The organism is Salinisphaera sp. SPP-AMP-43 (genome assembly GCF_049568105.1).
Taxonomy (GTDB): domain Bacteria; phylum Pseudomonadota; class Gammaproteobacteria; order Nevskiales; family Salinisphaeraceae; genus Salinisphaera.
In genome coordinates this window covers 1,132,302-1,159,019 of record NZ_CP145335.1, presented here as the reverse complement: position 1 = coordinate 1,159,019, position 26,718 = coordinate 1,132,302, and the positions used below count along the sequence as shown (strand labels likewise).

General features: G+C 63.2%; 23 protein-coding genes. 10 read left to right on the top strand and 13 right to left on the bottom strand.

Going from position 1 to position 26,718, the window contains the following annotated elements; genetic code table 11:
- Positions 1-131: 131 nt before the first annotated feature.
- The 5 genes from purM (at position 132) to V5738_RS04935 (ending at position 3,145) form a co-directional block, all read left to right on the top strand.
- Positions 132-1,154: a phosphoribosylformylglycinamidine cyclo-ligase gene (purM, locus tag V5738_RS04955; protein WP_423824134.1), complete on the top strand. Its 1,023-nt coding sequence runs from the start codon at positions 132-134 to the stop codon at positions 1,152-1,154.
- Positions 1,154-1,822 (top strand): phosphoribosylglycinamide formyltransferase, encoded by a 669-nt coding sequence (gene purN, locus V5738_RS04950; RefSeq protein ID WP_423823302.1) that lies wholly within the window; start codon positions 1,154-1,156, stop codon positions 1,820-1,822. The genes purM and purN overlap by 1 nt, the downstream gene beginning before the upstream one ends.
- 10 nt (positions 1,823-1,832) lie before the next feature.
- Entirely contained in the window at positions 1,833-2,573 is a 741-nt protein-coding gene (locus V5738_RS04945; RefSeq protein WP_423823300.1) for a DUF3108 domain-containing protein, read from the top strand.
- Positions 2,574-2,700: 127 nt separating this feature from the next.
- Positions 2,701-2,934: a nucleotidyltransferase family protein gene (locus tag V5738_RS04940; RefSeq protein WP_423823299.1), complete on the top strand. Its 234-nt coding sequence runs from the start codon at positions 2,701-2,703 to the stop codon at positions 2,932-2,934.
- Between the two features lie 52 nt (positions 2,935-2,986).
- Positions 2,987-3,145, top strand: coding sequence for a nucleotidyltransferase family protein (locus V5738_RS04935; protein ID WP_423823298.1), 159 nt, complete (start codon positions 2,987-2,989; stop codon positions 3,143-3,145).
- Positions 3,146-3,241: 96 nt separating this feature from the next.
- On the opposite strand, the gene dcd is transcribed toward V5738_RS04935, so the two are convergent.
- Positions 3,242-3,808: a dCTP deaminase gene (gene dcd / locus V5738_RS04930; protein ID WP_423823297.1), complete on the bottom strand. Its 567-nt coding sequence runs from the start codon at positions 3,806-3,808 to the stop codon at positions 3,242-3,244.
- Positions 3,809-3,901: 93 nt separating this feature from the next.
- Entirely contained in the window at positions 3,902-6,208 is a 2,307-nt protein-coding gene (locus V5738_RS04925) for a hypothetical protein (RefSeq protein WP_423823296.1), read from the bottom strand.
- A 202-nt stretch (positions 6,209-6,410) separates the two neighbouring features.
- Between V5738_RS04925 and V5738_RS04920 the strand changes: the two genes are divergently transcribed.
- The 3 genes from V5738_RS04920 to V5738_RS04910 all read left to right on the top strand — a co-directional run bounded on the left by V5738_RS04920 (position 6,411) and on the right by V5738_RS04910 (position 10,588).
- Positions 6,411-7,418 (top strand): zinc-dependent alcohol dehydrogenase family protein, encoded by a 1,008-nt coding sequence (locus V5738_RS04920; RefSeq protein ID WP_423823295.1) that lies wholly within the window; start codon positions 6,411-6,413, stop codon positions 7,416-7,418.
- Positions 7,419-7,927: 509 nt separating this feature from the next.
- On the top strand, positions 7,928-9,238 hold the full coding sequence (locus tag V5738_RS04915) for an RbtT/DalT/CsbX family MFS transporter (protein ID WP_423823294.1): 1,311 nt from the start codon (positions 7,928-7,930) through the stop codon (positions 9,236-9,238).
- 297 nt (positions 9,239-9,535) lie between these two features.
- Complete coding sequence (locus V5738_RS04910; protein ID WP_423823293.1) at positions 9,536-10,588, top strand: GlxA family transcriptional regulator; 1,053 nt, start codon at positions 9,536-9,538, stop codon at positions 10,586-10,588.
- Between the two features lie 675 nt (positions 10,589-11,263).
- Here V5738_RS04910 and V5738_RS04905 read toward each other — a convergent pair.
- The 3 genes from V5738_RS04905 to V5738_RS04895 all read right to left on the bottom strand — a co-directional run bounded on the left by V5738_RS04905 (position 11,264) and on the right by V5738_RS04895 (position 13,989).
- The gene (locus V5738_RS04905) at positions 11,264-11,575 is read right to left on the bottom strand and encodes a 2Fe-2S iron-sulfur cluster-binding protein (RefSeq protein ID WP_423823292.1); all 312 of its coding nucleotides are present in this window, start codon (positions 11,573-11,575) and stop codon (positions 11,264-11,266) included.
- Positions 11,576-11,641: 66 nt separating this feature from the next.
- Positions 11,642-12,808 carry an FAD-dependent oxidoreductase gene (locus tag V5738_RS04900; protein ID WP_423823291.1) on the bottom strand — a complete coding sequence of 389 codons (1,167 nt, stop codon included), beginning with the start codon at positions 12,806-12,808 and terminating at the stop codon, positions 11,642-11,644.
- Between the two features lie 2 nt (positions 12,809-12,810).
- Positions 12,811-13,989, bottom strand: a complete 1,179-nt coding sequence (locus V5738_RS04895; RefSeq protein WP_423823290.1) for an aromatic ring-hydroxylating oxygenase subunit alpha — start codon at positions 13,987-13,989, stop codon at positions 12,811-12,813.
- Positions 13,990-14,303: 314 nt separating this feature from the next.
- Between V5738_RS04895 and V5738_RS04890 the strand changes: the two genes are divergently transcribed.
- Positions 14,304-15,293: a GlxA family transcriptional regulator gene (locus V5738_RS04890; protein ID WP_423823289.1), complete on the top strand. Its 990-nt coding sequence runs from the start codon at positions 14,304-14,306 to the stop codon at positions 15,291-15,293.
- 21 nt (positions 15,294-15,314) lie between these two features.
- Here V5738_RS04890 and V5738_RS04885 read toward each other — a convergent pair whose 3' ends face one another.
- The 6 genes from V5738_RS04885 to V5738_RS04860 form a co-directional block, all read right to left on the bottom strand.
- Positions 15,315-16,094: an electron transfer flavoprotein subunit beta gene (locus V5738_RS04885; RefSeq protein WP_423823288.1), complete on the bottom strand. Its 780-nt coding sequence runs from the start codon at positions 16,092-16,094 to the stop codon at positions 15,315-15,317.
- Complete coding sequence (locus tag V5738_RS04880; protein WP_423823287.1) at positions 16,087-17,322, bottom strand: electron transfer flavoprotein subunit alpha/FixB family protein; 1,236 nt, start codon at positions 17,320-17,322, stop codon at positions 16,087-16,089. Before V5738_RS04880 ends, V5738_RS04885 begins: the two co-directional genes overlap by 8 nt.
- Positions 17,309-19,270 (bottom strand): DUF3483 domain-containing protein, encoded by a 1,962-nt coding sequence (locus V5738_RS04875; protein ID WP_423823286.1) that lies wholly within the window; start codon positions 19,268-19,270, stop codon positions 17,309-17,311. Before V5738_RS04875 ends, V5738_RS04880 begins: the two co-directional genes overlap by 14 nt.
- A 12-nt stretch (positions 19,271-19,282) precedes the next feature.
- Positions 19,283-21,346, bottom strand: a complete 2,064-nt coding sequence (locus tag V5738_RS04870) for an FAD-dependent oxidoreductase (RefSeq protein WP_423823285.1) — start codon at positions 21,344-21,346, stop codon at positions 19,283-19,285.
- Positions 21,347-21,651: 305 nt separating this feature from the next.
- The gene (locus V5738_RS04865) at positions 21,652-22,620 is read right to left on the bottom strand and encodes a zinc-binding metallopeptidase family protein (RefSeq protein ID WP_423823284.1); all 969 of its coding nucleotides are present in this window, start codon (positions 22,618-22,620) and stop codon (positions 21,652-21,654) included.
- A 375-nt stretch (positions 22,621-22,995) separates the two neighbouring features.
- On the bottom strand, positions 22,996-23,466 hold the full coding sequence (locus tag V5738_RS04860; protein WP_423823283.1) for a DUF3237 domain-containing protein: 471 nt from the start codon (positions 23,464-23,466) through the stop codon (positions 22,996-22,998).
- A gap of 172 nt (positions 23,467-23,638) precedes the next feature.
- Here V5738_RS04860 and V5738_RS04855 point away from each other — a divergent pair, with 172 nt between their 5' ends.
- Positions 23,639-24,112: a hypothetical protein gene (locus tag V5738_RS04855; RefSeq protein ID WP_423823282.1), complete on the top strand. Its 474-nt coding sequence runs from the start codon at positions 23,639-23,641 to the stop codon at positions 24,110-24,112.
- A gap of 252 nt (positions 24,113-24,364) precedes the next feature.
- Here V5738_RS04855 and V5738_RS04850 read toward each other — a convergent pair whose 3' ends face one another.
- Complete coding sequence (locus V5738_RS04850) at positions 24,365-25,804, bottom strand: amidohydrolase family protein (RefSeq protein ID WP_423823281.1); 1,440 nt, start codon at positions 25,802-25,804, stop codon at positions 24,365-24,367.
- A 291-nt stretch (positions 25,805-26,095) separates the two neighbouring features.
- Positions 26,096-26,677: a hypothetical protein gene (locus V5738_RS04845; RefSeq protein WP_423823280.1), complete on the bottom strand. Its 582-nt coding sequence runs from the start codon at positions 26,675-26,677 to the stop codon at positions 26,096-26,098.
- Positions 26,678-26,718 lie beyond the last annotated feature (41 nt).

Genomic DNA, 26,718 nt, shown 5'->3' with positions numbered 1-26,718 from the left:
TCGAATGATGAGGACGTATCCGGAGCCACCCAGCCCGACACGCCGAACCGGTACAATAGCACGCCACCGCCGGTCGACCGGCGCTTCATCCACGCAATCCGATAGGCCTGCTCGTGAGCGATCGCCCTTCTATGACCTATGCCGATGCCGGCGTCGATATCGATGCCGGCAACCGTCTCGTCGATGCCATTCGCGGCCCGGTGGAAGCAACCCGTCGGCCTGAAGTGCTGGGCGGGCTTGGTGGTTTCGGTGGCCTGTTCGAGCTGCCGGTCGAGCGCTATCGTCGCCCGGTGCTGGTTTCCGGCACCGATGGGGTCGGCACCAAGCTGCGCCTGGCCATCGAGCAGCAACGTTTCGACGGTATCGGCATCGACCTGGTCGCCATGTGCGTCAACGATGTGCTGGTCACCGGCGCCGAGCCGTTATTCTTTCTCGACTACTACGCCACCGCCCATCTAGAGGCCAAAGTCGCTGCCCCGGTCATCACCAGCATCGCCGAAGGCTGTCGCCAGGCGGGCGCGGCCCTGATCGGCGGCGAGACTGCCGAGATGCCGGGCATGTACAGCGCCGGCGACTTCGATCTGGCCGGCTTCTGTGTGGGCGTGGTCGAACACGATGCGCGCATCGACGGCTCGGCCATCGCCGAAGGCGACGTCGTGCTCGGCCTGGCTTCGAGCGGACCGCATTCCAACGGCTACTCGCTGGCACGCCGTATTCTCGATCACAGCGGGGCCGCCCCGGATACGCCGGTCGGCGACAGCACGCTGATCGATGCGCTGCTGGCCCCGACCCGAATCTATGTATCGGCCATCCAGAGCCTGCTTGCACAGACGACCGTACACGGCATGGCCCATATCACCGGCGGCGGTCTGGCCGAAAACCTGGCCCGCGTGATGCCCGAAGGCCTGGCTGCGACTATCGACGGCTCGGCCTGGTCGCGCCCGGCGGTCTTCGACTGGCTGGCCGAGGCCGGCAACGTTGCAGAGCATGAAATGGCTCGCACCTTCAACAACGGCATCGGCTATTGCGTGGTTCTGCCGGCCGATCAGGCCGAAACGGCCGGTAGCATTCTAGAAGCCGCCGGCGAGCGTGTTTTCCAGATCGGGCAGATCGAGGCGCGTACCGCCGAGGCACCGGCCGTGTCGATCGTCTGATGGCAGCGGTAGCCGACAACCGCCCTGCCCGTCTTGTCGTTCTCATCTCCGGCCGGGGGCGCAATCTGGATGCGATCCTACGCGCGATCGATGCCGGCACGCTGCACGCCGAGGTGGTGCTCGTCGCCAGTAACCGTATCCGTGCCGAAGGTTTGCAGAAGGCACGCCTGGCCGGGTTGAACGTGGTCAGTATCTCGCCCAAGGAATTTGCCGATCGCGAAAGCTACGACGCCGCCCTGGCCAAACGTATCGCGGCCGCCCAGCCCGACTGGATCGTGCTTGCCGGCTTCATGCGCGTGCTCAGCGACGCTTTCGTGGCCCGCTTTGCCGGCCGGATCGTCAATATTCATCCGTCGCTATTGCCCAAGTACAAGGGCTTGCATACCCACCAGCGCGCCCTGGATGCCGGCGATGCCGAACACGGCGCCAGTGTGCATTTCGTTACCCCCACGCTCGATGACGGCCCGGTGATTCGCCAGGGCCGAATCCGCATCACCGAACAGGACACCGCAGACTCGCTGGCCGATCGCGTAATGGCGCAGATCGAGCAGCGGCTCTATGCTGCGGCTTTAGACGACTTGGTCTCCGGGCGGGTGGTCTGGCAGGACGACGGCGTCTATCGCGACGGTCGGCGCCAGACCCAGCCACTGGTCACCGACTATGATTAGGATCAGCGCAATGCGCCTACCCCATTGGATCGCCGGCTCGCTCGCCGGCCTTGGCTTGTTCGCCGCGGTTTCGCCGACGGTTCAGGCCAGCCCCACCGATGCCTTCGTGGCCCAGTTTACGGCCACCAAATCCGGGCTGCCGCTGGGCAACGCCCGGTTCCAGCTCGCCGCCGGCGACCAGCCGAACTGCTATGTCTATAGCGGGCATGCAGATCCGAATGCGTTGGTGCATATGTTTCTCGGCAACATCGAGGACGCATCACATTTCTGTATCGTCGACGGCCAGGTCCAGCCGCGTTCGTTTCGTCATCACGTCGATGGCAAACCCAAGAAGAGCTACACCCTGGACTTCGACTGGTCGGCCGGCAAAGTGCGCTATCACGACGAGGCCGGCCGCAGCCGGACCTTCGCCATACAAAAAGGCGTCCAGGACCCGTTGTCGCTCCAAATCGCAGCCCGTCGCTGGCTGGCCCAATCGGGCAATCCCGCAAATGCCGGCAACAAGAATTTTCCGCTGGCCGACGACGACGGCATCGATACCTACACCGCGGTACTCAGCGACGGCGGCGATATCCAGACCCCGGCCGGCCGCTACGATACGCTCAAACTGGTCCGCGGCGGCGACGAGGCCGACGGCCTGACCTTCTGGCTGGCCAAAAACGCCGACTGGATGCCGATCCGGGTCGACAAGATCGACAACGGCAGCGCCCAGTACAGCCTGCGGTTAAAATCCCTGTCACGGTCCAAATAACGATCCTTCGGCCCGCCGTCGCCTCTGCCAACAAGGGCTTCCGACCCGGAACACGCGGTCACGCGCAATCCGTATAACCGGGCTCTGCTCGAGGCTGCCGGAACTGCAGCTGCCGGACTGTGATCTGGTGGCGGGTGGTCGGTTCCAGACCGTCTGGAACGACCTCAGCGGGCAGAATGCGACCGCCGGCATCCGCGACTACGACGTGTTCAACCACGATGCCGCGGATACCAGCTGGCAAGCCGAAGACGCCGTCATTCGGCACAGCGCAAAGATCCTGGGCGATCTGGATATCGACGTTCAGATCCGCAACCAGGCACACGGGCATCTCGGGTGGCCACAAAAGTGCGGTATCGCGTAGCGACCACTGATCGTACTGCCGACGGGATCGATCATTTCCTGAATCGATCGTCTTGTGGGGCTTGCGCAGCCACGGGCATGGATACGACGTCTATGCACCGTTCGGCTTCGACGACCTGTTTTCGATGAGCGTAGGCCCTAATCGCGTTCGCGAGCTGCCGCAGGTCTATTGCGCCGAGGCCCATCGTTGGGCATCCTCTGGCCCGACCTGACAGTCATGCCTTGATGAGCGATCCAGCTCGCGCGGCAGCCCGGCAGGTGCGCCGCTCCGGATCGCTGTCGATCTGGGTGTGGCGACGCCCTGCTGGCTAGGCGCGTGGCAGGGTCACGCCGCGCTGGCCCTGATATTTGCCGTCTCGGTCGGCGTAGGACGTCTCGCAGACCTCGTCGGATTCCAGAAACAGCATCTGGGCAACGCCTTCATTGGCGTAGATCTTGGCCGGCAGCGGTGTGGTGTTGGAAAACTCAAGCGTGACGTGGCCTTCCCATTCCGGTTCCAGCGGCGTGACGTTGACGATGATGCCGCAGCGCGCATAGGTCGACTTGCCCAGACAGATCGTCAGCACGTTGCGCGGGATACGGAAATACTCGATCGTCGAGGCCAGCGCGAACGAGTTCGGCGGGATGATGCAGGTATCGCCTTCGAAATCCACGAACCCTTTCGGATCGAAGCCCTTGGGATCGACCACCGCGGTATTGATATTGGTGAAGATCTTGAAATACGGCGAGCAGCGCACGTCGTAGCCGTAGCTGGACACCCCATAGGACACGATCTTCTCGCCGTCGCGTTCCTTGATCTGGCCGGGCTCGAAGGGCTCGATCATGCCTTCGCTGTCGGCCATGCGGCGGATCCACTTATCGGACTTGATGCTCATCGGGGCAATGCTCTGGCGGCGCGATTCGGCCGGTTAGTCTAACCGCTCAGAAAAACGGCGCCCAGCGACATCGCCAGGCACCGATCCAGGCCACTACTGTGCACAGCCCAGCGGAATGCTCGGGTCTTCGGCACCGGCCGCGGCTGCGGCCAGAAAGCCGGCGATCTCGCACTGCATTTCGGCGGTCGTGGCCATGCCCTGTTGGGGATCGACGCGGCCGTCGGCGGTGCCCGCAGTCGGGTCCAAAACCGTGCTGTGCGCGCCACTGGCAAACCGCACGACGCTGCCGGCCGGCTGGCTGTCGCCTTCATAGGGCACATCCAGATCTACCGAATCCAGCCCCATGGCCGCAACCAGCGGATCAGTGCCAGAAACCGGCCCACCGACGCAGACCGTATCCAGCGTGGGCGTGTAGTCCGAGCTCGGCGGACAGGCGCCTTCGGTGGCCGGCGAAAAATCGGGCCCGACGTTGGCCGGTACCGCGTTGGGCACCACCAGATCCGGTGGATTCGTACCGTCGTTGGCGCCGCCGACCACTTCGATCAAATGCAGCGGATGCCGTGTTTCGGCCGTGGCGGCATAGTTGATCGGATCGCCGCCGTCGACCACGGTCTGGGCCAGACGCAAAAAGCTTTGATAGTCCGCGCTGCCTTCGCCTACGCCCTGGGCCGCCAAACCCGCCGAGATGGTCGGCCCGAAAGACGCCGAGCCGTCGAGCAGGCGAATCACACCGCCGCCCGGGTTGGCCAAACTCGCCGCATTGAAGGTACGGCGCGAAGTCACCCCCATCAGCGTGCCGCCGACGATAGCACCAAGCGAATGCCCGACGAACTGGCTGGACTGGCCGTTGAGCGCGATCACCGAGCCATCGGCCACCGGAATCTGGCCTTGCATGAGCGTGGCATTGAGATCGATCAGATCGGCCACTGCTTCCCGCAGATTGTCTCTCGAGGTAATCGGGCTGGCCAGATTGATGAAATTCACACCTGAAGCATCGACCACCCCATCGCCGTCGGCATCCAGATCGAAGGTCCGCTCCGCACCGCTAATCGCCAGCGCATTGTCGGGGGCCAGCCCATGCAGCGGCAGATCGATGGCCACGGTTACGAAACCGGCCGCGGCCAAGGTCGGCGCGATCGCGAACATATTGGTCCGGTCGCCGGTGATGCCGTGCTGGAAAATCGCCACCGGCCAGCCGCCCTCAGGAGGCGTACCACCGCTCGGGCTGTTGGCGTTGGGCACGGCCACCAGCACCGGCACCGACTGTACCGAACGGCGCTGTGGATAAGGAAAACAGCCGGTGGTCGAATCGCTGGCGCTCAGCACGCTGCACGGAATCGAACCGCCGCTGGGCGTACGCAGCGTAGCGCGGCCACTGGCGGCCTCACCGTTGGAAATCCAGTACGTCGACATCGGCGCCGGCCGACTGCCGTCGTCGTTATCGGCTTCCAAGTAATAACTCAGATCGACCGTGCCCTGATACAGATCGGCAGTATCGGCCAGGCCCTCCCGGGCTTCGCCGGTCGAGAACTGGCCGCCTTGGCCATCCGGCAGAGGCTGTAGGCGAATGCCGCCATCGTCGGCATCGTTCGGGTTCGGCGTTGGCTGGGCCGCGATATAACGCAGCGAACTGCCGATACTTTGGGTAGTGAACTGCCACGCCAGGATCACGTTATCGCTGCCCGCGCCCGGAACCTGCTGCAGGATAGGCCGAACCTGGCGGCTGCGAATCGACTCGAGCTGGCTGCGCTGCTCGGCGCTATAGTCGGCCGCAGGGTTGGCCTCCGAGCCGACCGTATCGGCCGAGTCGACGATCTGGAATTGCTCGCTGGCCGCGACCGCGCCGCCGTCGGTCGTCGTCAGCCGATCGGTGATGACCACGTAGTATGTGGTGCTCGGCGATAGCGCCCTGAGCGGCCGGATCAGCAGCCGGCTGTGATCGACCACCACGGGCGAGCGGATCACGTCGAAGTCCGTGCCGGCTTCGAGCTCGGTGCCGGTATCGGCTTCGATCACCCGCACGCCGCCGTCGTTGGCGCTGTCGATATCGATCGAGGCACCGGAGAAATCGGCATACAGATTGTCGGTGCTCGAAAAACCATCGAGCCGGTTCACGTCCTGAATCAGCGGGTTAGCGCCGCTTTCATCGGGAATATTGAGCGTGCCATCGGCACTGATCCCGGCCAGTTCGCCGCTGGTGTTGTCGCGATCTACGAACAGCAGATTGTTTGGAAACGGCAGCACGGCCTCGCTGGCAACCGGCGAATACAGGCTGGCCGCGGTCGGCGCCGGCGCGCTGGCCAGGTCGTCGTTATCGTCATTATTATCGTTATCGTCGCCACAGGCGCTGAGCGCCAGCACCACGGCTGCGGCGACACAGAGCTTCCAGATCGGTTTCATGAGTTCCCCCTGACTCGCATCCGATTCGGCCTGGAACGCTCTCCCGGCGCGGCCGAACCCCGTGGGCACAAAATGAGCCCACGGCGCGAAATGCGACACTGGACCATGGTCGAAATCGCCGGCGGCTCGGTTGCTTGGCGGCTATGCCGAATCGGCCGCGATGGCGTATGTTGAACAACGAAGCTTTTCGATCGATCGAGCCATGCAAGTCCAACAGATACGTGAATTCGGCACCCCCGATGTATTCGAAGCCGCCGACGTCGCCATGCCCGAGCCGGGTCCCGGCCAAATCCGAGTGCGTCAGATCGCGTCCAGCGTAAATCCGGTCGATACCAAGATTCGGGCTGCCGGGCCGCCGATCGCACCGGCCTTGCCGGCCGTGCTTGGCTGTGACGTAGCCGGCATCGTGGATGCTGTGGGCGAAGGCGTCCGGCAGTTCGCCGAAGGCGATGCCGTCTATGGCTGTGCCGCCGGCGTGGCCGGGCGCGGCGGCGGCTACGGCGAATACGTCGCGGTCGATGCCGAGTTGATGGCCCACAAACCTAAAGCGCTGAATTGGCGCCAGACCGCGGCTCTGCCGTTGGTCACGATCACCGCCTGGGAAGCCCTGATCGATCGTTGCCGCATTTGCCCGGGCGACCATGTGCTGATTCATGGTGGGGCTGGCGGTGTCGGCCATATCGCGATCCAGCTGGCTAAGACTCAGGGCGCGCATGTGGCGACCACGGTTTCGACCGCCGCCAAGGCCGATATCGCACGCCGCGGCGGTGCCGACGAGCCGATCCACTATCCCGACGAATCGGTGGCCGACTATGTCGAGCGGTTGACCGACGGCCGGGGCTTCGACGTGGTCTTCGATGCCACTGGCGGCTCCGACATCGCCAAGTCGTTCCAGGCGGTCAAGGTTAACGGCCAGGTCGCGACCATCGTGTCGCAGTACCAGGCCGACCTCACGCCGATGCATACCAAAAGCCTGACACTGCATACCGTGTTCATGCTGAGCGCGATGCTGCACGGCGTGCATCCGGCGCATCACGGCGAGATTCTGACCAAGGCCGCACAGCTGGCCACGGCCGGTCGGCTGACACCGCTGCTGGATGAACGCCGCTTCAACCTAGGCGATGTCGGTGCGGCCCACGGCCATCTGGAAACCGGTGCCGCGGTCGGGAAAATCGTGATTGATATCAGCGACGAAGCCCGGCGGCTCTAGATTCGGCAACACGGCCGCTATTGGTATAGCTCGCCAAACACCGTCCATTGCATGATCGCTCGGCGGCGACCGACCCGATTTGGGGCGGTCGCCGCCGAAGTGCTGCGAGCCAGGCGGTGAATACACGCCGACCGTAAGTTCACGCCTGGCTTATGCTATCGCGGCCGGTATCGCGCCCACCGCGGCCGATCAACCGGTTTAATCCCGTCTAGCGGCGTAGCCGGGCGCTATGAATGGCTGTTCCTAGCCAACCCGGCCACTGGAGCGAGGCAATACCGAGCCACAGTAGTTCGACCGCCACGCTCATGTTCACGAGCCAGGCGTTATTGAACACGCGTTCAATCTATATCCGGATCGGCCTACCGGCTTTCTGAATGCGGGTTGAACCGGTCTATCGCTGGCATGGCGCCACTTCCCAGCGGTATGCGACGAACCGATTATAGTCGCCCTTCGATCCTTGTGAAATTTTTCTCACCACCTGGAATATATTTAGAAGTCAGGCGGTTAGATTGAGCTCCAAGACAGAACACAGTGAAACCTGGCTGGATCGTATCGGCATACCGCATTCGATCCGCTGGGGATTTCTGGGCGTATTGATTTTCATGACCGGTAACGGCGTGGACTCCAACATCATCGCGCCGCATATGCAGCACGTGCTCGATGGCGCCGGTGCCGAACTGGTACCGACGATCCTCGCCATGTACAGCCTGGCCGCACTCATTGCCTCGTATCTTTCGGGCGCGCTTGCGGATCTGTTCGGGCCGCGCAAAGTCATGCTCTGGGGTTTTCTGATCTGGGCGGTCTTTGAAGCCCTGTTCCTGGGTGCTTTGCAGACCGGCTCGGTTACGCTCGTGTTTGCTACCTATTTTCTGCGTGGCTTCGGTTTTCCTTTTTTCGCTTTTGCGTTTCTGGTCTGGATCAATGCGGTGGTGCCCATCCAGCGCAACGGCACGGCCGTCGGCTGGTTCTATGTCATGTTCACCGGGGGCTTTCCTACCCTGGGCGCCCTATTCGCAGCCGGCACGATTCCGTTGTTCGGCGGCGGCTCCGAGGGAGAGGCCCTGGCCATGTGGGCCTCCATCGGCCTGGTCACGCTCGGTTTTCTGATCGTGTGGTTCGGCGTTCGTGATTCGGCCGGCTATGGGCGGCTGGCACCAGCCGAGGAAAGCGCCGGCGAAGTCGTGTTTTCCGGGCTGCGCCTGAGCTTGCGTAATCCACAGGTGCTGATGGGTTTTCTGGTGCGCTTGATCAACACCGCACCGGAGTTCGGCATGTTCGTCATCATGCCGGCCGTGATTTCCGATGATCTCGGCTGGGGCCAATCCCGCTGGCTGCTGATGACCAGCATCATCTACGCCAGCAATATTTTGCTCAACGCCGTATTCGGCGCGATCGGCGACCGCTGGGGCTGGACCCGAACCGTGCGCTGGTTCGGCGTCGTGGGATCGGCGCTTGGCCTGTTGGCTTGGTGGTACGTCTCGCACTGGGTGCCGGCCGGCTCCGACTGGGGCTATATCGTGTCGGTGCTTGCCGGGATGTGCTTCGGCATGCTGCTGGCCGGTTTCGTGCCACTGGGCGCAATCCTGCCAGCGCTGACCCCGACCCATAAAGGCGCCGCCATGGCGATGTATACTACGGCTGCCGGGGGTGCGACCTTTCTGGGCACCGCGGTGGTGGCGCTCGTCCAACCCTGGGGTGGCAATGTCGGGGTAGTCTGGGCTTTCGTGGCGCTATATGCCGTCTCGTTCGTAATGACCTGGTGGCTCGACCCGGATCAAAGCGGACAAACCCACCCGCCCTCGATACCTCGAACCGAGTAGGCACTCGCTGGCAGGAATCTGGGTGGCCCACCAGCCATCGACCGGCTCGCGCTGCCAGATCTGACGGCAGCCCGCTTGGTTCGCGGAACAGCCGGCGGCTGTCCCGAAATCGATCGATTTGTCAGCCGATACCGCCCGAGGCATGATGGTTTTCAGCGTATCGTCATGCGGCCGTGCCTACCACGAGGCCCGCTCGCCCCGAGCCCGATCCGGAGGCTGAATGAATCGTTCGCAGTCGCTAACGATGCATCGCGCTGCGCGATGCCCACAGCCCCCACCTCGGGCCGAACCTCGGCTATGAACACGCCGGTCGAGACGCCCCGGGCCCGGCTGTCGGTCGGGTTCATCCTGCTGCCCCGGTTCACGATGCTGCCGTTCGCAGCTTTCGTGGATTGCATGCGCCTGGCCGCCGACGAAGGAGATACCAGCCGACCGGTGCATTGCCGCTGGCGTTTTCTGAGCCCGGATGGGCGTCCGGCTACGGCCAGCAACGGCGCCCAGGTCGGCCCCTGCGAGCCGTACAAAAATCGGTCGGTCGAGGACTTCGACTATCTGGTCGTCTGCGGCGGCCTACTGGATGACAAACCGGCCGCCGATGCCGCGACCGTGGCTTATTTGAAACAGGCCGCGGCCCGGCGGGTGCCCTTGATCGGCCTGTGTACCGGCCCGTTCGCCCTCATCCATGCCGGGCTGATGAACAACCGCCGTTGCTGCGTGAGTTGGTATCACTACAGTGATCTGACCAAGCGCTATCCCAACGTGATTCCAGTCGCCGATCGCCTGTTCGTGGTCGACGGCGATCGCATCACCTGCTCCGGCGGTACGGCCGCTGCCGATCTGGCGGCCTGGCTGATCGAGCGCCACATCGGCCGGGCCTGGGCCCAGAAGAGTCTGCACATCATGCTGATCGACGGTGCCCGCCGCGGCAACGCCGCCCAGCCCCAGCCGGCCGTGCACGATCAGGTTCAGGACAATCGGGTACGACGCGGCATCCATATCATCGAGCAGCATCTCAATGACCCGCCAAGCACCACGGCGCTGGCGACCATGCTGGATGTTTCCAAGCGTCAGCTCGAGCGGGGCTTCATGCGCGAACTCGGTATGAGCCCGAGCATGTTCTCGCGGGATCTGCGGCTGCGCTACGGCCTGTGGTTATTGCGCAACACGCGGCGTTCGGTTACCGAAATCAGCGCCGAATGTGGTTTCTCGGATAACGCCCATTTCACGCGCCAGTTCAAGCGCCAGTTCGAATGCTCGCCGTCCAGCATCGAGCGCCATGCCGAACCTGAAGCGCCGATGCCCAACGAGAGCGAACTATCGGATCTGTTTTCACGGCTGTCGCGGCGCTGAAGTCCCGGCCGTGGCTAAGGCCTGCTGGGGTCACGCACGAGTCTGTGCCCAGCGCTATCTTGCCGTATCGCGAACGTAGCGTTGGCGCTATGCAAAACAGCGAAACGCTGAACGGTCGTAAAACAGCGCCTATCGCGAAGGCTTGGGCCGCCCATAAACATCAACCCAGGGCACCTCGCGACGTTGCGAGTCCAGGTTATGACGCGCGCCGACCGGCGATTCGCGGTCTCCAACGCGGCGCTGGCACCAACCATCAACCGATCTTAGCGGGATCTGGGCATTCAGCCACCACGCAAGCGTTGAGCCGGACGCAGCCGACATGGCACAGCCACCCGATATGGCCTGTTACGGCCGCTGCCATGGCATGACTCCGGCTACTCCCTGTAGAGCACACGCCATACGGCAATCCAGTGCGCTGGCTCCGCACAGTCGCTGGGAGCGCAATGTGAATCGGCCGCTACAAGACGCTTGGCATAGGCGCATCATCAACCGCAACCGGCTTTCTGGTAGGCGAGGTAGCGCCAGCGGCCATGGGGCGCCGAACGCGCCACGATCAAACCGGGCAACGCCACCGTTCGTTCATTGGCATGGGCCAACCAGCCCTGAGCCCGCCGAGCTGCCATGCTGCGCTCGAAAGATAGCAGCACAGCAGCCCGAGCACGGAGTCGAGCGGTCCTAAACCGGAGCGAGGGTGACCCGCAGGCCGTCCAGCGATTCGGCGAACCGAATCTGGCAGGTCAGTCGGGACTGATCGTTGACGTCGAAGGCCATGTCGAGCATGTCGAGTTCTTCTTCGTCAGCCGGGTTGAGCTTGGGCAGCCATTCCCGATCGACGTAGCAATGACAGGTCGCACAGGCACAGCAGCCGCCGCAGGACGCCTCGATCGGCAGCCCCGCGCCACGGATGATCTCCATGACCTTGGCCCCCGACTTGGCTTCGAGCTGATACTCGACCCCTTCTCGATCCACTACCCAGATATTGGACATCTCACGACTCCTGACTCGACACACAAAACTCCGTGCGCCGGCGACCGATGCGTCGTCGCCGAGCGTTCAACTGATTAGCGCCGGCATCTGACGGCCGAACTCACTGCGCCGGTCCACGGCCGTACCGGATAGCGCGAAGCCCCGCGGCATGCCCTCGCTATCGCGGAAGACCGCGGCGAAGTCATCGCCCTGGCCTTCGACCGACCAGCCGCCAGACACGTTGGCATTGGGCGGGCAGACCACCAGCGACAGGCTGGTCGTCTTGACCGTCACCGGCATCGCCTTCATCTCTAGCCGCTGCTCGGCGCCGGCCAGTACCCGTGCCAGAACCTTGGCCTGAGCCATCAACGGCAGGATATAAGGCAGCACCCCAGCCGTAGTTTCGGCGCAGTCGCCCATAGCGAAGATATGTGGATCCGAAGTCCGCAGGTGCTCATCGACCTTCACGCCCCGGCCGATCGCCACGCCGGCGCTGGCGGCCAAATCGGTCTCCGGCACAAGCCCGACCGCCGACAGCACCAGATCGCAGTTCAGCCGCTCACCATTATCCAACCGCGCCACATACTGGCCAGCCTCGTCGCGATCCAGACGCTTGACCGAACGCCCCATATGCAGGCGAGCGCCGGCGGCGTCGAAGTTCTGGGCCAGGCGCTGGCCGATCGCCTCGGGCAGCAAGCGCGAGAGCGGCCATGGGGCTGGATCGACCAAGTCCACGTCGACCCCTCGGCTCATGAGATCGTCGGCAAACTCGCTGCCGATCAGGCCGGCGCCAATCAACAGTACCCGCTTGGCCCCGGCACCGAGCTTGCCGTACCAACGGCGATAATCGTCCAGGTTGTTCACCGTATCGATCCAGTCGCGCTCGGCGTTCTCGGGCCAGATGATGCGCTGAGACGCCCCCGTAGCCAGCACCAGATCGCTGTAGGCGAAATCGCCGCGCGAGGTATGCAGGATGCGTCGCTCGGCGTCGATCGATAGCGCCCGACAACGGCTGACCAGCACTACATCGAGTTCACGCGCCTTGTCCTCGGCAGTCTTCTGAATCAGCGAATCGGGCGTTTCGTGCTTGGCCAGGGCATTGGACAGCAAGGGTTTGGAGTAGACCTCGCCGCCGTCGGCGGTCACCAAGACCACCGGCCGCGACGGATCGTGCTGGCGCAACTGGCGGATCATCGTATACCCGGCCAGACCGCTGCCAACGACGACAATGGGATCGAGCTTGTTGGCTGTCATGGTTAGCCTCCTCCGGCGACAGCGCGCGTGGGTACGTCGTGCATGGCCATTCGGTTGGCCAGGCGACGCTGGAATTCATGGGTGGTGGTTTCGTGATAGGGCGAGAAACGGCCGTGCTGGTAGCCGGGCGAATGGCGCCCGCGCTGCATGCCCTCGATCATGGTGATATCTTCATCATTGATGTTGCGCCAGGCTTCGATCACCCGTTCGCGTTGGCCTGAAAGTTCTTCGGTCATCGCGGCGTCGCCCACGAAATAAAACTCGAATTGTTCGACGCTTCGACCCGAACCATCCGGTTGAATACTGAATACGAAAAAGTAGCTCGGATGCATCCCCATCATCAGATTGGGTCCGACATACGGATATTCCGCGGTCCGGCTTTGCGGCTCATTCAGATCAGGGAACAGCGGCAGGTCGGGATGGCCGGCAACCGTCGAGTCGTAGTCGCGGCTGCCCTGGCCCAGGAAGCCGGGTTCGAGCAGGCTGAAGTGGGCCGACATTTCCGAGAACTCGTTGAGTTCCGGATGCGTCCAGGGCAGGTGATAACTTTCCAGAAAGTTCTCGATCGCCAACTTCCAGTTGGTGTCGACATGGAAAGTTGCGCTTGCAGCATGGCGAAGCTGGCTGAAGTCGTAGTTCGCCCAATGCTCGCCCATCGGCGCCATGACTTCGGCCAACGGCGGCGCGTCGCCCGACAGATTGACGAATACCAGGTCGTTCCAGACATCGCAGCGCACCGACATCAGGCCGTACTGACTACGATCGAAACCTTCCATGTCGTGGCAATCCGGGCCGCCGAAGTGTGGCGTCTTCTTGAGCTCGCCGGACAAGGCATAAGTCCAGGCATGATAGGGACACACGAGCGTGGCACAGCCGCGCTTGCCTTCTTCGACGAGTTTTAAACCGCGATGGCGACAGACATTGTGAAAAGCATTGATCGAGCCGTCGCGATCCCGAGTCAGCACCAGCGGGCGCCCCGCCACATTGACCGGAAACACATCGCCACGACGCGGAAGACGCGAGCCCACGGCGGCAAAAGCCCATTGCGGATCAAAGACCTGCTCGCGTTCACGCTGGAGAAAATCGTCGCTGGTATAAGCCTCGTTGGGCAGACAGATCGCCTGATCCACTGGGGCATTCAGTCCGTCGACGATGGATGGAGTCAGCACCTCGTCGCTCATGTTTACGTCTCCTGACAGGCGATCGCGCCCGATTCTTGGCTGCGGGTTTCGGCCGGTTCACAACATTTTTGTTATGACCTTGAGTTGCAGATTATCCGGCCCCGAAAACGGCGATCGTCTCCCAGGCGACTCCCTTATTCTTCTGTGCGACATCGTGCTTTTTTCGTCACAAAAAAATAAAACTGATTGCTTTTGAGCGAAATCACGTTGCTATACTCCAAGCTTCATACAAATCCGCGGCAAGCGGACGATAGGTCGCTATGCAGCTCAGCCCATTTCAGACGGGCCGGCCGTGCCGAATCGGATTCGTACATGTGCCTGGCTATTCGGCGATCTCGTCGTCCTGCGCGATCGAGCCGCTGCGTATGGCCAACCAGCTCACCGATCGACAGCTCTACGACTGGCGAGTGCTGAGCTGTGATGGCCAGCCGGTCGAGGCCAGCAACGGGCTGAGCACATCGCCCACCCAGGCGCTGGACCAGGACGACGAGTTCGACATGGTCTTCGTCTGTGCCGGGATCAACGTCAAGCAAAGCTGCGACCGCCGTCTGCTCAGCTGGCTGCAGCACATGGCCAAGCGCCGAGTCGCCCTTGGCGGGCTATGCACCGGCCCTTATATCCTGGCCCGCGCCGGGGTGCTGGATGGTTATCGCTGCACGGTGCACTGGGAACATATCTCGAGCATCAACGAAGAAACCGAGTTCCCGCATACCATCTTCTGCTCCAAACTGTTCGTCATCGACCGCGATCGCTATACCTGCTCGGGCGGCATCGCGCCGCTGGATCTGATGCTCAACATCATCGGTCAGCAGTGCGGCAACGAACTGGCCGCTTCGGTCTCCGAAGAATTCATCCACGATCGCATCCGCGGCGTCGGCGATGCCCAGCGCGTGCCGCTACGGGCCCGGGTCGGGCCGAACCAGCCCAAACTGCTGGAAGCAGTGGCGCTCATGGAAGCCAATATCGAGGAGCCGCTCACCCTCAGCGAACTGGCGCACTATGTGAATATCTCGCGACGCCAGCTCGAGCGGCTGTTTCGTACCCATCTGGATCGCTCGCCGACCCGCTACTATCTGGAACTGCGCTTAAAGCGGGCCCGCGAATTTCTGCTGCAAACCTCGATGTCGATCTTGGATGTCGCCCTGGCCTGCGGTTTCTCGTCGTCGCCGCATTTCAGCAAGTGCTACCACGACTATTACGCCCTGCCACCGAGCCAGGAGCGTCGGCGCCAAAGCGCCAAGTTCGCGGCGGCCGAACGCCCTCCGGCAACCGCCGTGCACAGCCCGGATTATTCCGAGCATTGAACGGGCGCCCGCGCCGACCGCTTAGCGCTGTGCCAAAAAACCTTCCGTGCGCAGGTAATCGGCGATCGCGCGCGCGGCATCTTCGGCGTCCGGATCGATCATGAGCTGCCCCTGGCCGGCCTGGGTTTCGCTGGCCGCCCGCAGGCGATCCGCTGCGCTGCCGCCGCCCGAAACCTTGATCCGCTTCGGCCGCGCCCGAGCCGGGCGGACCGTCGGCGCCTCGATTTCCGGGCATTCGACACTCGGCGTGATCGTCTGGATGCGCCCACGGCGCGCCCTCGCCTGGGCAAACACCGGCCGCGGTGCGGACGCAGCATCGACCGTTGCAATCAACGGCGCGGCCACCTCGAGCGCACGGCGACGCCCGCGCGGTAGCACCTGCGTCAACGCAAAACGCCCGTCGACCGTTGGCGAGAGACCGTCGATCGCCGGCACCAGCGTATACCCGAGCGCGGCCGCCAGATCATAGGCCAGCATACCGCTGCCCTCGCCGTCCTCGGCGCGCGTGCCGGCAAAGATCAGGCCCGGCTGCTGCGTACGCAGGTAGTCGATCAGCGCCGGCCGGATATCCCGCCCTTCTAGGACTTCGATGACGTCCAGGCAATCCAGCGAGCGGCGGGCGGCGGTCTGGCCCAGATAATCGCGCAATCCCGGCGATTCGGGGTTGCCGACATGCACGGCGCGCACGGTATCGCCGATCGATAACGCAAACGCCAATGCACGGGCATCGGCGATCGCGGCGCGCGGCCGGCCCGAGGCCGGATGCCGGCCTAGCGAACAGATCACGGTAATATCAGGCATCACGGGCCTCGGCCTGTAGCAGCCGGGTCAACGCCGGCATGACTTGTTGGGCATCTTTGATCGCAGACAGATCGCTGCGCTTGACCATCTCGGCATGCAGATCGGTATTCACCGCCACGACTTTTTCGCAGCGCGCGATGCCCTGCAGATGCTGGGGCGCGCCCGAGATCCCGAAGGCCAGATAGCAACGCGCCTCGATCAGGGTGCCCGAGGCACCGACTTGGCGTTCGCGCGGCAGTAGCCCGGCATCGCAGACCACCCGTGAGCCGCCTTCGGCCGCGCCTAGCGCCTTGGCCAGAGCATGAAACGCATCCCAGTCGGTCACGCCGTTGCCGGCACTGATCACGAAATCGGCCTCGGCCAAGGGCACCGTGCCAGGATCGACCGGCTGCAGGCCGCGATCGCGGATCATGGTCTTACCCAGCGCGAGCGCAGGTGCTTCGACCGATCGGCCTTCGTGGCAACGCTCGGGGCCAAGCGGTTCCTCGCATTCAGGGGCCAACAGCACCACCCGCGGCGGCGTGCGCGCATAGTCGGATCGTTCGCCGTCGCCGCGGCCGACTGCCTCGTCGGCCCGCAGCCGATGGACGCGCGTCGCCGGCACGACGCCCAGCGATGCAGCGATCCGGCGGCCGATATCGCCCGCTGCGACGATCGTATCGGGGAACAACAGATGGCGCGGGGCGAATTCGGTCTCGACCGCTCCGACCGCGGCCGCGCGCACCTCGGGCACATAACCAGCACAGGCCGAATCGTCGAAACAGATCACCCGATCGGCGCCGGCGGCCCCGAGATCTTCACCGTGTTCGAACACCACCGCTAGCACCGCGCCGCCGTCGCGATCGGCCAACTTGCGAGCAGCCCCGAACACATCGCGATCGTGGGCCGACAGCCGGCCTTCTTCGTAATCCGGCACCACGACGATCCAGTAATCCGGGGCCTCGATACGCGTGATCGCCGGGCCCTGGGCAACAGCCGTAGCCACGCCGGCACGGCCGACCGTCCCGACCTGGCGCCCGGAACGATCGATTCGCAGCCGCCCGGCTGCCGAGGTCATCGCCTGGCGACGTATCGTGCGCGGGTTGCGTCGCGGATAACCGGTCGGGCCATAGGCGATGGCCGTCGCGCCGATCACCGCATCCCACTGTCGCTCCTGGCGCGGATCACGCCGCGGGCGGTGGCTCTGGGCCGGGCCCAGGCTCCGGCGGGCTCGTCTACGCACTCTCACGCCAGACCTCCTCTGCCGGACCGGCGGCTTCGACCGCATTCGCCAGCAGTTCTGCGATATCCACGACTTCGGCCCGGGGCTCGACCACGCCCTCGAGCATGGTCGCGCAGTGCGGACAGGCTACGGCCACGGTCTGGGCGCCGGTCGCGGCCACATGCTCCATGCGCACATCGGCGATACGTCGCCGCCCCGGAATATCGGTGACCGACAGGCCGCCACCGGAGCCACAGCAGCTCGAGCGCTCGCCGGATTTATGCATTTCGGTGACGCTTTGGCCCATATGCTCGAGCAGCTTGCGCGGGGCCTCGGTCTCGCCGTTGTAGCGACCGAGATAGCAGGGGTCGTGATAGGTCAGCGCCATGGCTTCGCCGGCGGCGGCCGGCAGCCGCCCTTCGACCACCAGCCGGGATAGGAAAGTGGTGTGGTGGCGCACCTTGTAATGGCCGCCGAGCGCCGGATATTCCTGGCCGAGCGCCTGCAGCACATGCGGATCGGCGGTCACGATCTCGTTGAACTGGTAGCGATCCAGGGTGGCGATGTTCTGGGCCGCCAGCCGCTGGAAGGTGGCTTCGTCGCCCAGCCGCCGGGCCAGATCGCCGCAGTCGGCTTCCTCGGCACCGAGAATGGCGAAATCGACGCCGGCCCGACGCAACAGTTTGACCAGGCTGCGCAGCGTGCGCTGATTACGCCGCTCGAAAGCGCCCTCGCCCATCCACAACAGCACATCACAGGAACCGCGCTCGGCCAGTACCGGGATTTTCAGATCCACGGCCCAGTCGGCTCGGCGTGCAGCCGGGCGACCGCTCATGTTGTCGGATTCGCGCAGTTCGTCGAGCACGGCCGCGCCCTTGGCCGGCGTCGCGCCGGCTTCCAGGGTCTGGAAGCGACGCATATCGACCACGGCATCGACGTGCTCGATCATCATCGGGCATTCGGCGACACAAGCCCGGCATGTCGTACAGGCCCAGAGCGTATCGGGATGGATACCGGCATCGGCATCGATGAGCGCCCCGTGGCGCGACTGCGGCCGGCCTTGTCGATCCGGATGCCCCTGGCCACGGTATTCGCCGGTTACGCCGCCGCCCATTTCGGCCGACACCAGATCCTGGATCAGCGCCTTGGGGTTAAGTGGCAGGCCGGCCTCGAAGGCCGGACAGGCCGCTTCGCAGCGCCCGCACTGCACACAGGCATCGAAGCCGAGCAGCCGGTTCCAGTCGAAATCGGCTGCGGTCTCGGCGCCGATCTTGTCGGCCTCGAGATCGGCCGGCTGCAACGCGGTATCGCGAACACCCGGCTCGAAGCGCTGCGGGCGCGGATGAAAAGCCAGATGCAGCACGCCGTTGAGTGCATGCTTCATCGGCCCCAGCGCCATACCGACATACAGTTCGGCACAGGCCCAAATGCCGACGGCCAGCAACGGCCAGGCCGCGATCGAACGCCAAGAGATCGCTGGCGTGATACCGGCTGCCGGCAGCGTAGCCACGCCGAAAAAGACAATGAACGCGGTCAGCGACCAGGGCAGCCGATCGAAACCGCCCCCGGACAGCCGAGCCGCCTTGCGCCGCCGTCGCCGGCGCCATTCGATGGCCGTGCCCACAGCCATCGCAGCCAGCGACGCCAGGATCAGCCAGGCGGTCACCACACCGCCGACACCGAGCAGATGCCGCAGCAGCACGAACAGCGTCGCCGCGACGAATCCACCGGCGGTCAGCATGTGCATGCGGGCCACGCGCTCGCCGGTATCGTCTTCGTCGTCGGTGGTCAGCGGATTCTGCGAGACCACATGATGCACATCGACCAAATAGCGTCGGGGCACCTGCAGCAAGCCGGACCAGGGAATCGGCTGCGAGCGCCCGGCGGCCCAGCGCGTGGCCCGCCAGGCCAAACCCGCGGCAAGCGCCAGCAGGCTTGCGAAAACCATCCAGCCGGCCGGGTTCGTGCCAGTCATGACCACACGTCCTCAGAAGTCCTTGGCCAGGCGCAGCGAATCGTAGATCGCGCCGTGGATATTGCGCGGCGAGACACAGTCGCCGACGCGATAGAGCAGATAGCCCTCGCCTTCGCCAAGCGACTGCAGGGCCGGCTGCGGCGTGGCCGCGAACAGCGCCTCGGTATCCACCTGGCCGTTGTTACGGCTGCCCGCCTTGAGCGCGTAATACAGATCCTCACGCGGTCGCACGCCGTTCTCGACCACGATCTGATCGACCGCCCGTTCTTCCTCGGCGCCGGTGTATTCATTGGCCAGCACCGCGATCAGCTGGTCGCCCTCGCGATAGACATCGGCCAGCGAGGTATTGGGCGTGAACACCACGTCCTGGGCCATCAATCGCTTGTTGTAGACCGGCTGGGTCGTCCCGCCGGTGGCCTCGCCGACCGCCAGATCGGGGGTGACGATCTCGACCAGCGATTCGCGATTGGCCAGATAGTCCGCGCAGCTCACCCCGGCATAGCCGCTGGTCACATCGAAGACCAACGCATTGGCGCCGGGCTCGACCGCACCGGAAAGAATATCGTGGCTGCTGACCACCAGATTCTCATCGGCATGCCAGCCAGGCGATTGATCCAGATACGGCCGGCCGCCGGTGGCCACCATGATGATGTCTGGCGCCAGCGCCAGTACGTCCTCCGCACCCGCCTCAGTCGCCAGCCGGATATCCACGCCGAGGCGCTTGAGCTCCATGACGAACCAGCGGGTGATGCCGGCGATCTGGTCGCGGGCCGGCGCCTTGGCCGCGATCTCGACCTGGCCGCCGAGACGCTCACTCTTTTCGAACAGAGTGACGTTGTGTCCGCGCTCGGCCGACACCCGGGCGGCCTCCAGCCCGGCCGGGCCACCGCCGATCACCACCACCCGGCGCTGGGCCTCAGCCTTCGCAATTTGGTGCGGCATAGTCTGCTCGCGGCCGGTCGCCGCGTTCTGTACGCAGAGCACGTCCAGGCCGTCGTACTGCCGATTGATACAGTAGTTCGCACCCACGCATTGCTTGATTTGGTCGACCTTGTCATCGCGGACCTTATTCATGAAATGCGGATCGGCGATATGCGCCCGGGTCATGCCGACCAGATCGCAATGCCCTTCGGCGATGATTCGCGCGGCCGACATCGGGTCCTTGATGTTCTGGGCATGGATGACCGGCACATCGACTTCGGCCTTGATCGCCGAGGCCAGGTAGACGAACGGCTCCGGCGGATAAGCCATGTTGGGGATACAGTTGGCGACCGTCGCATGGGTATCGGCGCCGGAGCCGATCACGTCGATGAAATCGACCATGCCAGAGGCGGCGTACGTGCTGGCGATCTCCAGCAGTTCCTCCTGGCCGAGCCCGTCGGGTAGAAACTCGTCGCCAGCCATGCGCATGCCGACCACGAAATCGTCGCCGACCTCCTTGCGGATCGCCTCGAAGACTTCCAAGCCGAAGCGCATGCGATTTTGCAGGCTGCCACCGTACTTGTCGGTGCGCTGGTTGGTACGCGGCGACCAAAACTGGTCGATCAGATGCTGGTGGGCGGCCGAGATTTCGGCGCCGTCCAGGCCGCCTTCCTTGGTCCGGCGTACGGCCTGGGCGTACTCACCGATGATGTGCTCGATTTCCTCGGTCTCGATGGTCTTGCAGGTCGAGTTGTGTACCGGTTCACGGATACCGCTCGGCGAGACCAAATGCGGCCAACCGCCGCCGTGCCAGCTGGTGCGCCGGCCCATATGGGTGAGCTGGATCATCAACGCGGCGCCCTCGCCCTGCACCGAAGACGACAGCTTTTCGAAGTACGGGATGATGCGGTCGTGGCTGACGTCCACCGCGCCCCACCAGACTGGCGTGGGGCTGGTGATCGATACTGAAGACGAGCCACCGCACATCGTCATCCCGATGCCGCCCTTGGCTTTTTCGGTGTGATAGGCGCGGTAGCGCTCGGTGGGCATGCCGCCCTCGGTATAGACCTCGCCGTGCGGCGTACTGACGATGCGGTTGCGCAGGGTGACGTTCTTGATCGTCAACGGCTGGAAAAGCGCGTCGAACTGACTCATGCCACACCGCGCCCGCGCGCCGGTGGCGCGACTTGATCGACGTTCAAAACAGCGCGAATCGTCATGCCCGCTCCCGAGCGTTTTTCGTTTGGACGAGTCCAGTCTATGAGCGGGTTACGGCAGGCAAGCCCTCAGTTGCGACGCGGAATTTCACAGGAGCGTCATCGAAGTGAAATAGCAGCCAATGACTGAACAACAGCACACCAATTCGCCAAACACACTGCCGACCGGCCTTCGGCCTAAGCTTTCGGCCCGCGAGAACAAAAACTGCCAGCGCCGGCCTGCGGCTGCTGCCAAGCGACGGATCACAGCCCCTGGGCACCCCGGCGCAGCCAGCCGTGCACGAACGCCAGCTTGCGATGGGTGGCTTCGGCCAGCAGAAACGGATACAGATCCCGTAGCCCCATGGACCGATTGACGTGGTTAATACCGACCGCGACCGCGGCGCCGGTGTAGATCAGCCGCTGCGAATCCGTTTCGTTGTAGGGGTCCCAGTTCGCAGCCGGCAGATCGGGCAAGGATAGGCCGGCGGCGACGAAGCTATCGGTGATATCGGTCAGATGCAGCAGGTGCGCAGTCGTCTCTGCCCAGTCCTCATGCGGATGGGCCGAGGCATAGCTCGATAGATAATGCTGTTGCCAGCCGGCCGGCGGGCCGTGCTGGTAGTGGCGCTGGAGCGCGTCGGCATAGTCCTGGCGCTCATCGCCGAACAGCGCCCGAAACGCCTCGATGAAGTCGGCCCGCAAACTGAGCCGCCACCAGAGCATATGCGCGATCTCGTGGCGCATATGGCCGATCATAGTGCGATACGGCTCGCCGAGCGCTTCGCGGCGCTTGGTCAGCACCACCGGGTCGGCCTCGGCCACGCTGATCGTCACCACGCCTTCGGCATGCCCCATCGGGGCTGGTTTTTCGTCGTATTCCGCCAGCATATGAAATACCGGCCGGGTGCCTGGATCCTCGGGGCGAAACCAGTGCCAGCGCCCGAGGTTATCCAGCACCCAACGCTTGGCGGTTTCGGCCTCGGCCCAGTTCGCGATCGCGTTTTCGACCAACGGATCCGGCGTCAGCGCAGTCATTGCACAGGCCCGGCACAGCGCGCCTTCGGCCGGCGCGATCCAGTTACAACCAATGCGTTCGCGGTTGGCACAAAACGGCGGCATGGGCAGGAATGCCCGCGCCTGCGGATCGTAGGCGACTGGCGTACCTTCGGCGGTGGCGAGATTATCGAACCAGAGCGAGCCGGCACCGACCGGATTATTGAATACATGCATGCGACGACAACTCCCGAACCAAGCCAAGGCACGACGCCTGTCCCTGCGACTGTACAACGGTTCTCAACAACAGCACGCTCATAAGCGCCCGGAAAAGATCGAAAACAGGCAGGGGAAATTACCTAGCCTGCGCATGCTCCGGATCACGGCTGCCGCCGCGGCCGGCGTGGCAGCCAGGCGCCGCTTCATATACGGGCACGACCTGCCGCCGTAGCGGCTCAGAAAACGAACAGACCAACCGCTCCGATGCGTGTCATCGCCGCCAACCAGGAAACCGGGCTTGAATCGGCTTCGACAGCACAGGTCCGGCCAAGCCGGCTTGCCGCAACGCCCCGGACCACGGCGGCCGACCGCCGCCCGGGCCGATCTCGTGGTTCAAACCACCCGGTACATATCCAGATACACCCCGTCGGCCGTGCGCTGGCCGTCGCAGACGAACAGACTCTCCGTTAGCCAACGCAGACGATCGCTATAGACCTCGAACGTCGGCGAGGCACGAAAATAGATCTCCTCGGGTGGTATATCGTTGAAAAAGCTCATATCGGCATCGAACAACCGCTCGCGCCACTGGGGTGGCACACGACGGATGCCATTGTTCTCGATATAGACCCGCTCACCGTCGGACGTCTCTACCGCATAGCGTGCCGAAAGCCGACAAAGCCCGTGGCGATCGATGACCTGGCTGTCGACTCCGCCCGGCAATACCCAGCCCTCGAGATCACCGCTGAGGCAGCCCTGCCGAATCGGGATCAGCTGGCGCTTGCCATGGACCGGATCGTTGCTCACCCGGGTCGGCGCCTCTACGGCGATCTCGATACGAAACGAGAATTCCAATGCAGGCGACATGACCACTCCAAACCAAAAGACCGAATCAGCCTAGGAGCTAGGCGCATCCACGCCAAGGCCGGTTATCGCACAAGACAACGCGCAGTACACACCACGCGCGGGGTTAAGCCAGCTGTTATGCCGTTCTGGCTATGAATGGTCTATCGAATGGTCGGGCCATATTCGCGCAACGATGCCCAGCCCCCAGTGCCAGTTCGTCAACAGCGTATTGTCTTTCGCACGGCAAGCCATATACCCCGTTCAGCCCGGGCTCGGCCAAGCCAGGGAAGATAGCGAGCAAATCGCCAAAGCCATGCCGATCATGGGCCACAACAAACCACGCCATATGGTGGTGGTCGCCGCCGCCATAGGCAGCGCTCTTATCACTCCAGCCGCGATCGCTTCCAGCCATCAGGCTTGGCAAGAGTTCCGTGCCGACGTCGCCCGAGCCTGTCGAGCCGCTGCTGACGACGGCTTCGATACCCAAACCATCACCGTCGATCCGTTCGGCTCCCAGCACTATGGTCTGGCTCGGCTGACCGGCCATGCCCTAAGCAGCACCGCTCAACAACAGCTGCTTTGCGCTTACGACAAACAGACGCAAACCGCCGAAGTCGGCACGCCGATGGCGATGTCGCCCAGCCAATCCGACAAAGAGAATCCGTAATCCTTCATGCGTGCCTAAAACTTCGCGGAGCAAGCTTCCTGTGCGGCTATCAACCGGGCCTCGCGAGCGCGGCCCCATACAGGCGCGGCTGGCTATGTCTTTATCGGACCGACCGATAGCGCCAACGAGTATCGGCTCGCCACGCGAGCGAAGGCCGAGATCTCCGGCCACCCCTGTCCATGGCATAAGAATCGGCCCGGTGATGCCAGCGCCTTTATACGGTGCGCCGCTGCCTAGCGAACCGAAGCCGATTCAACCCTTGCCGGCCTCGGCCGCCGCATTCAGGTGTTCGATCGAGGCGCGCAGGCGCTGCATAACTTCGTCGGTATCGAAATCGATCAGCCTCCCATCGCGCTTTACGATGTCGCCGCCAATCGACACGAACGCAATATTTTCCGGCCGCGCTGCAAAAATAAGCTCGGCATACGGCTCTTGCCCGAGCATTCCGAGATTGAGCGCGCGGGTATCGACCATCGCCAGATCGGCATCCTTACCAGGCGTAATCGAACCCCGGCTATCAGCAACGCCCATCGATTCAGCCCCGCCGAGCGTAGCCCAATGAAAAATCCGGCGCATATCGACAGCGGTCTGGTCGGTCGCTGCACCAATCTCCGTCAAGGCAAGCAGCCGCATAATCTCGAACATATTCGCCGAGCCGGCCAGACCGTTGCCATCGATCCCCAGCCCCAGGCGCGGCACGTCCTTGAAGCGCGCATAGCGCGTTAGCCCGTAGGCCACGCGCTGCTCGGTAACCGGCGAAATCGCCAGGCTGGCGCCGGACTCGGCGAGTGCATCGAGCTGGCCGGGCTGGGCATCGGTGGCATGAATAACCTGTACGCCAGGCGCCAGATAGTCGCCGTCGATGAGCCGATCGAACATCGCGGCATGATTGCGACCACTGATATGCACGGCGATCGGCAACGCGTGCTGGCGCGCGAAATCATACTCCTGGCGCTTGGTGCGCATGGCCTTGTCATCATTCACGTCGCGGGGCAGCCGCCAAGCTAGCCCCAGATCGAGGCGCGGGCCGAGCTTGCCGTCCGCAGCCAGGCCGACCCAGCGGGCCAGATCATCGAGATCGATCATCTGCGTATCCGTCTTGCTGCGGTTGCCATACAGCAGCCGCGTCCGGGTGGGCGCCGCAGCCAGGCCACGCAGCGCCGCCTGCGCATAATCCGGATGACGGTTGTTGTCGAAGAAATCGTTGCTCGAGGTAATGCCGGCGGCTGCATTCTCCATCGCCGAGGCATATTCGCTGATCTCGATATCCTCGGGCCGAAACAACGGCGAATAACGCTGGGTCACCGGAAAGAACAGACTATTCTTAGCTTGTCCGAAGGCCCCGCGCATCTGGGTCTGCCACATATGGTTATGGGCATCGATAAAGCCGGGAAAGACGATCCGATGCCGGCCATCGACGACGGGCACGCCAGGCGCATGGATATGCGGCGCCACCTGCTGGATCACCCCATCCTTGACCAGTACATCGCCGCGTTCGAGATCGCCGATATCCGCATCCATCGACAACACCGTGGCACCTTCGATCTTCCAGTTTCGGCCAACAGGTGCAGCCATCTCGGGCTCGGTCGTATCACCGGCCCACGCCCCGCGCAGCGGGGTGGCGGCCCAGCCCAACACGCCCGCCAAACTGCCCGCCAGCATGCGCCGACGGCTCAATCCCCAATTCTTCATCGTGCTACCACCGCTGTTGTTTCGCAGGAATATCCACACCCGACCGCCTCTTAGCCGGCTCGATATCAACAGCCTCTTACGATAAGCATAGGCAGGTGCCGGCGTAAGCAATGCCGGCGAAATGCTGCATTTCGTTTCATACAGCAGCGATTGCGGCCAAGTTAAAGAAAACTGGGTTGGATGGATTGCCCGCCCCTCCCCCAATCGATATAACGCCTAAGCTCAGTTGTCGGCCGAAGCGCCCCAGCGCTTTGGACGGTCAACTACAGAGATTCGTTAGGTATTTTCAAGTTACAGAAATCCCGAAGCCCAACGAGCCAGAGGTAAATATTTCCTAACCAATTTCCATTCTTTATGATCTTTTGTCGCACGCGACAGCGCTGAAAACGATCCAACCGCTGATTTATAATTCTCTTTCTTTATTCCGGCGACTGAAGCCGCGAGGGCATCGAGCAAGTTCGATATAGAGCTATAGGCACTCTCAATTGATGTATCATCTAGCTTTACATGTGTTGACAGAATTTCCCCGTCTTCATCTTCGGCGAATATGAGCAGGCAAGGAGTATCTTTAGATTCTTCTAAGCCAAATTCTTCAAGGATCTGCTTGTTAGCAGATGGCTCTCGCCATATAGGCACCATCATTGCGAGCGTATCTGGTGGTGTAGATGGGAACTCATACTCTCCTTGCCAAATACGAGTGGCGATTACCGCCCAATTCTCCCCGGATCTCTCGTCGAACGCCTGCCAATAATCTTGGTCGTTTAGAACCTTCCGTATATTTGCATCGCGTGCGGTATATAGCACGACACCAAATGCCTCAATCAGACTTTCTTTCGCTCGAAGTATCGTCACTTGATCTTGTAGCCAACTCATAGATTCTCCCTGTAATCCAACGCCGAAGCTCAGTTGCCGAC

What these genes read in the sequence shown, in the direction of transcription:
- V5738_RS04860 (WP_423823283.1), bottom strand. Translation starts at nt 23,466, where the DNA reads ATGTCGCCTGCATTGGAATTCTCGTTTCGTATCGAGATCGCCGTAGAG.
- V5738_RS04850 (WP_423823281.1), bottom strand. Translation starts at nt 25,804, where the DNA reads ATGAAGAATTGGGGATTGAGCCGTCGGCGCATGCTGGCGGGCAGTTTG.
- V5738_RS04845 (WP_423823280.1), bottom strand. Translation starts at nt 26,677, where the DNA reads ATGAGTTGGCTACAAGATCAAGTGACGATACTTCGAGCGAAAGAAAGT.
- purN (WP_423823302.1), top strand. Translation starts at nt 1,154, where the DNA reads ATGGCAGCGGTAGCCGACAACCGCCCTGCCCGTCTTGTCGTTCTCATC.
- V5738_RS04910 (WP_423823293.1), top strand. Translation starts at nt 9,536, where the DNA reads ATGAACACGCCGGTCGAGACGCCCCGGGCCCGGCTGTCGGTCGGGTTC.
- V5738_RS04895 (WP_423823290.1), bottom strand. Translation starts at nt 13,989, where the DNA reads ATGAGCGACGAGGTGCTGACTCCATCCATCGTCGACGGACTGAATGCC.
- V5738_RS04855 (WP_423823282.1), top strand. Translation starts at nt 23,639, where the DNA reads ATGCCCAGCCCCCAGTGCCAGTTCGTCAACAGCGTATTGTCTTTCGCA.
- V5738_RS04900 (WP_423823291.1), bottom strand. Translation starts at nt 12,808, where the DNA reads ATGACAGCCAACAAGCTCGATCCCATTGTCGTCGTTGGCAGCGGTCTG.
- V5738_RS04875 (WP_423823286.1), bottom strand. Translation starts at nt 19,270, where the DNA reads ATGACTGGCACGAACCCGGCCGGCTGGATGGTTTTCGCAAGCCTGCTG.
- V5738_RS04905 (WP_423823292.1), bottom strand. Translation starts at nt 11,575, where the DNA reads ATGTCCAATATCTGGGTAGTGGATCGAGAAGGGGTCGAGTATCAGCTC.
- purM (WP_423824134.1), top strand. Translation starts at nt 132, where the DNA reads ATGACCTATGCCGATGCCGGCGTCGATATCGATGCCGGCAACCGTCTC.
- V5738_RS04885 (WP_423823288.1), bottom strand. Translation starts at nt 16,094, where the DNA reads ATGCCTGATATTACCGTGATCTGTTCGCTAGGCCGGCATCCGGCCTCG.
- V5738_RS04945 (WP_423823300.1), top strand. Translation starts at nt 1,833, where the DNA reads ATGCGCCTACCCCATTGGATCGCCGGCTCGCTCGCCGGCCTTGGCTTG.
- V5738_RS04920 (WP_423823295.1), top strand. Translation starts at nt 6,411, where the DNA reads ATGCAAGTCCAACAGATACGTGAATTCGGCACCCCCGATGTATTCGAA.
- V5738_RS04925 (WP_423823296.1), bottom strand. Translation starts at nt 6,208, where the DNA reads ATGAAACCGATCTGGAAGCTCTGTGTCGCCGCAGCCGTGGTGCTGGCG.
- V5738_RS04870 (WP_423823285.1), bottom strand. Translation starts at nt 21,346, where the DNA reads ATGAGTCAGTTCGACGCGCTTTTCCAGCCGTTGACGATCAAGAACGTC.
- V5738_RS04865 (WP_423823284.1), bottom strand. Translation starts at nt 22,620, where the DNA reads ATGCATGTATTCAATAATCCGGTCGGTGCCGGCTCGCTCTGGTTCGAT.
- dcd (WP_423823297.1), bottom strand. Translation starts at nt 3,808, where the DNA reads ATGAGCATCAAGTCCGATAAGTGGATCCGCCGCATGGCCGACAGCGAA.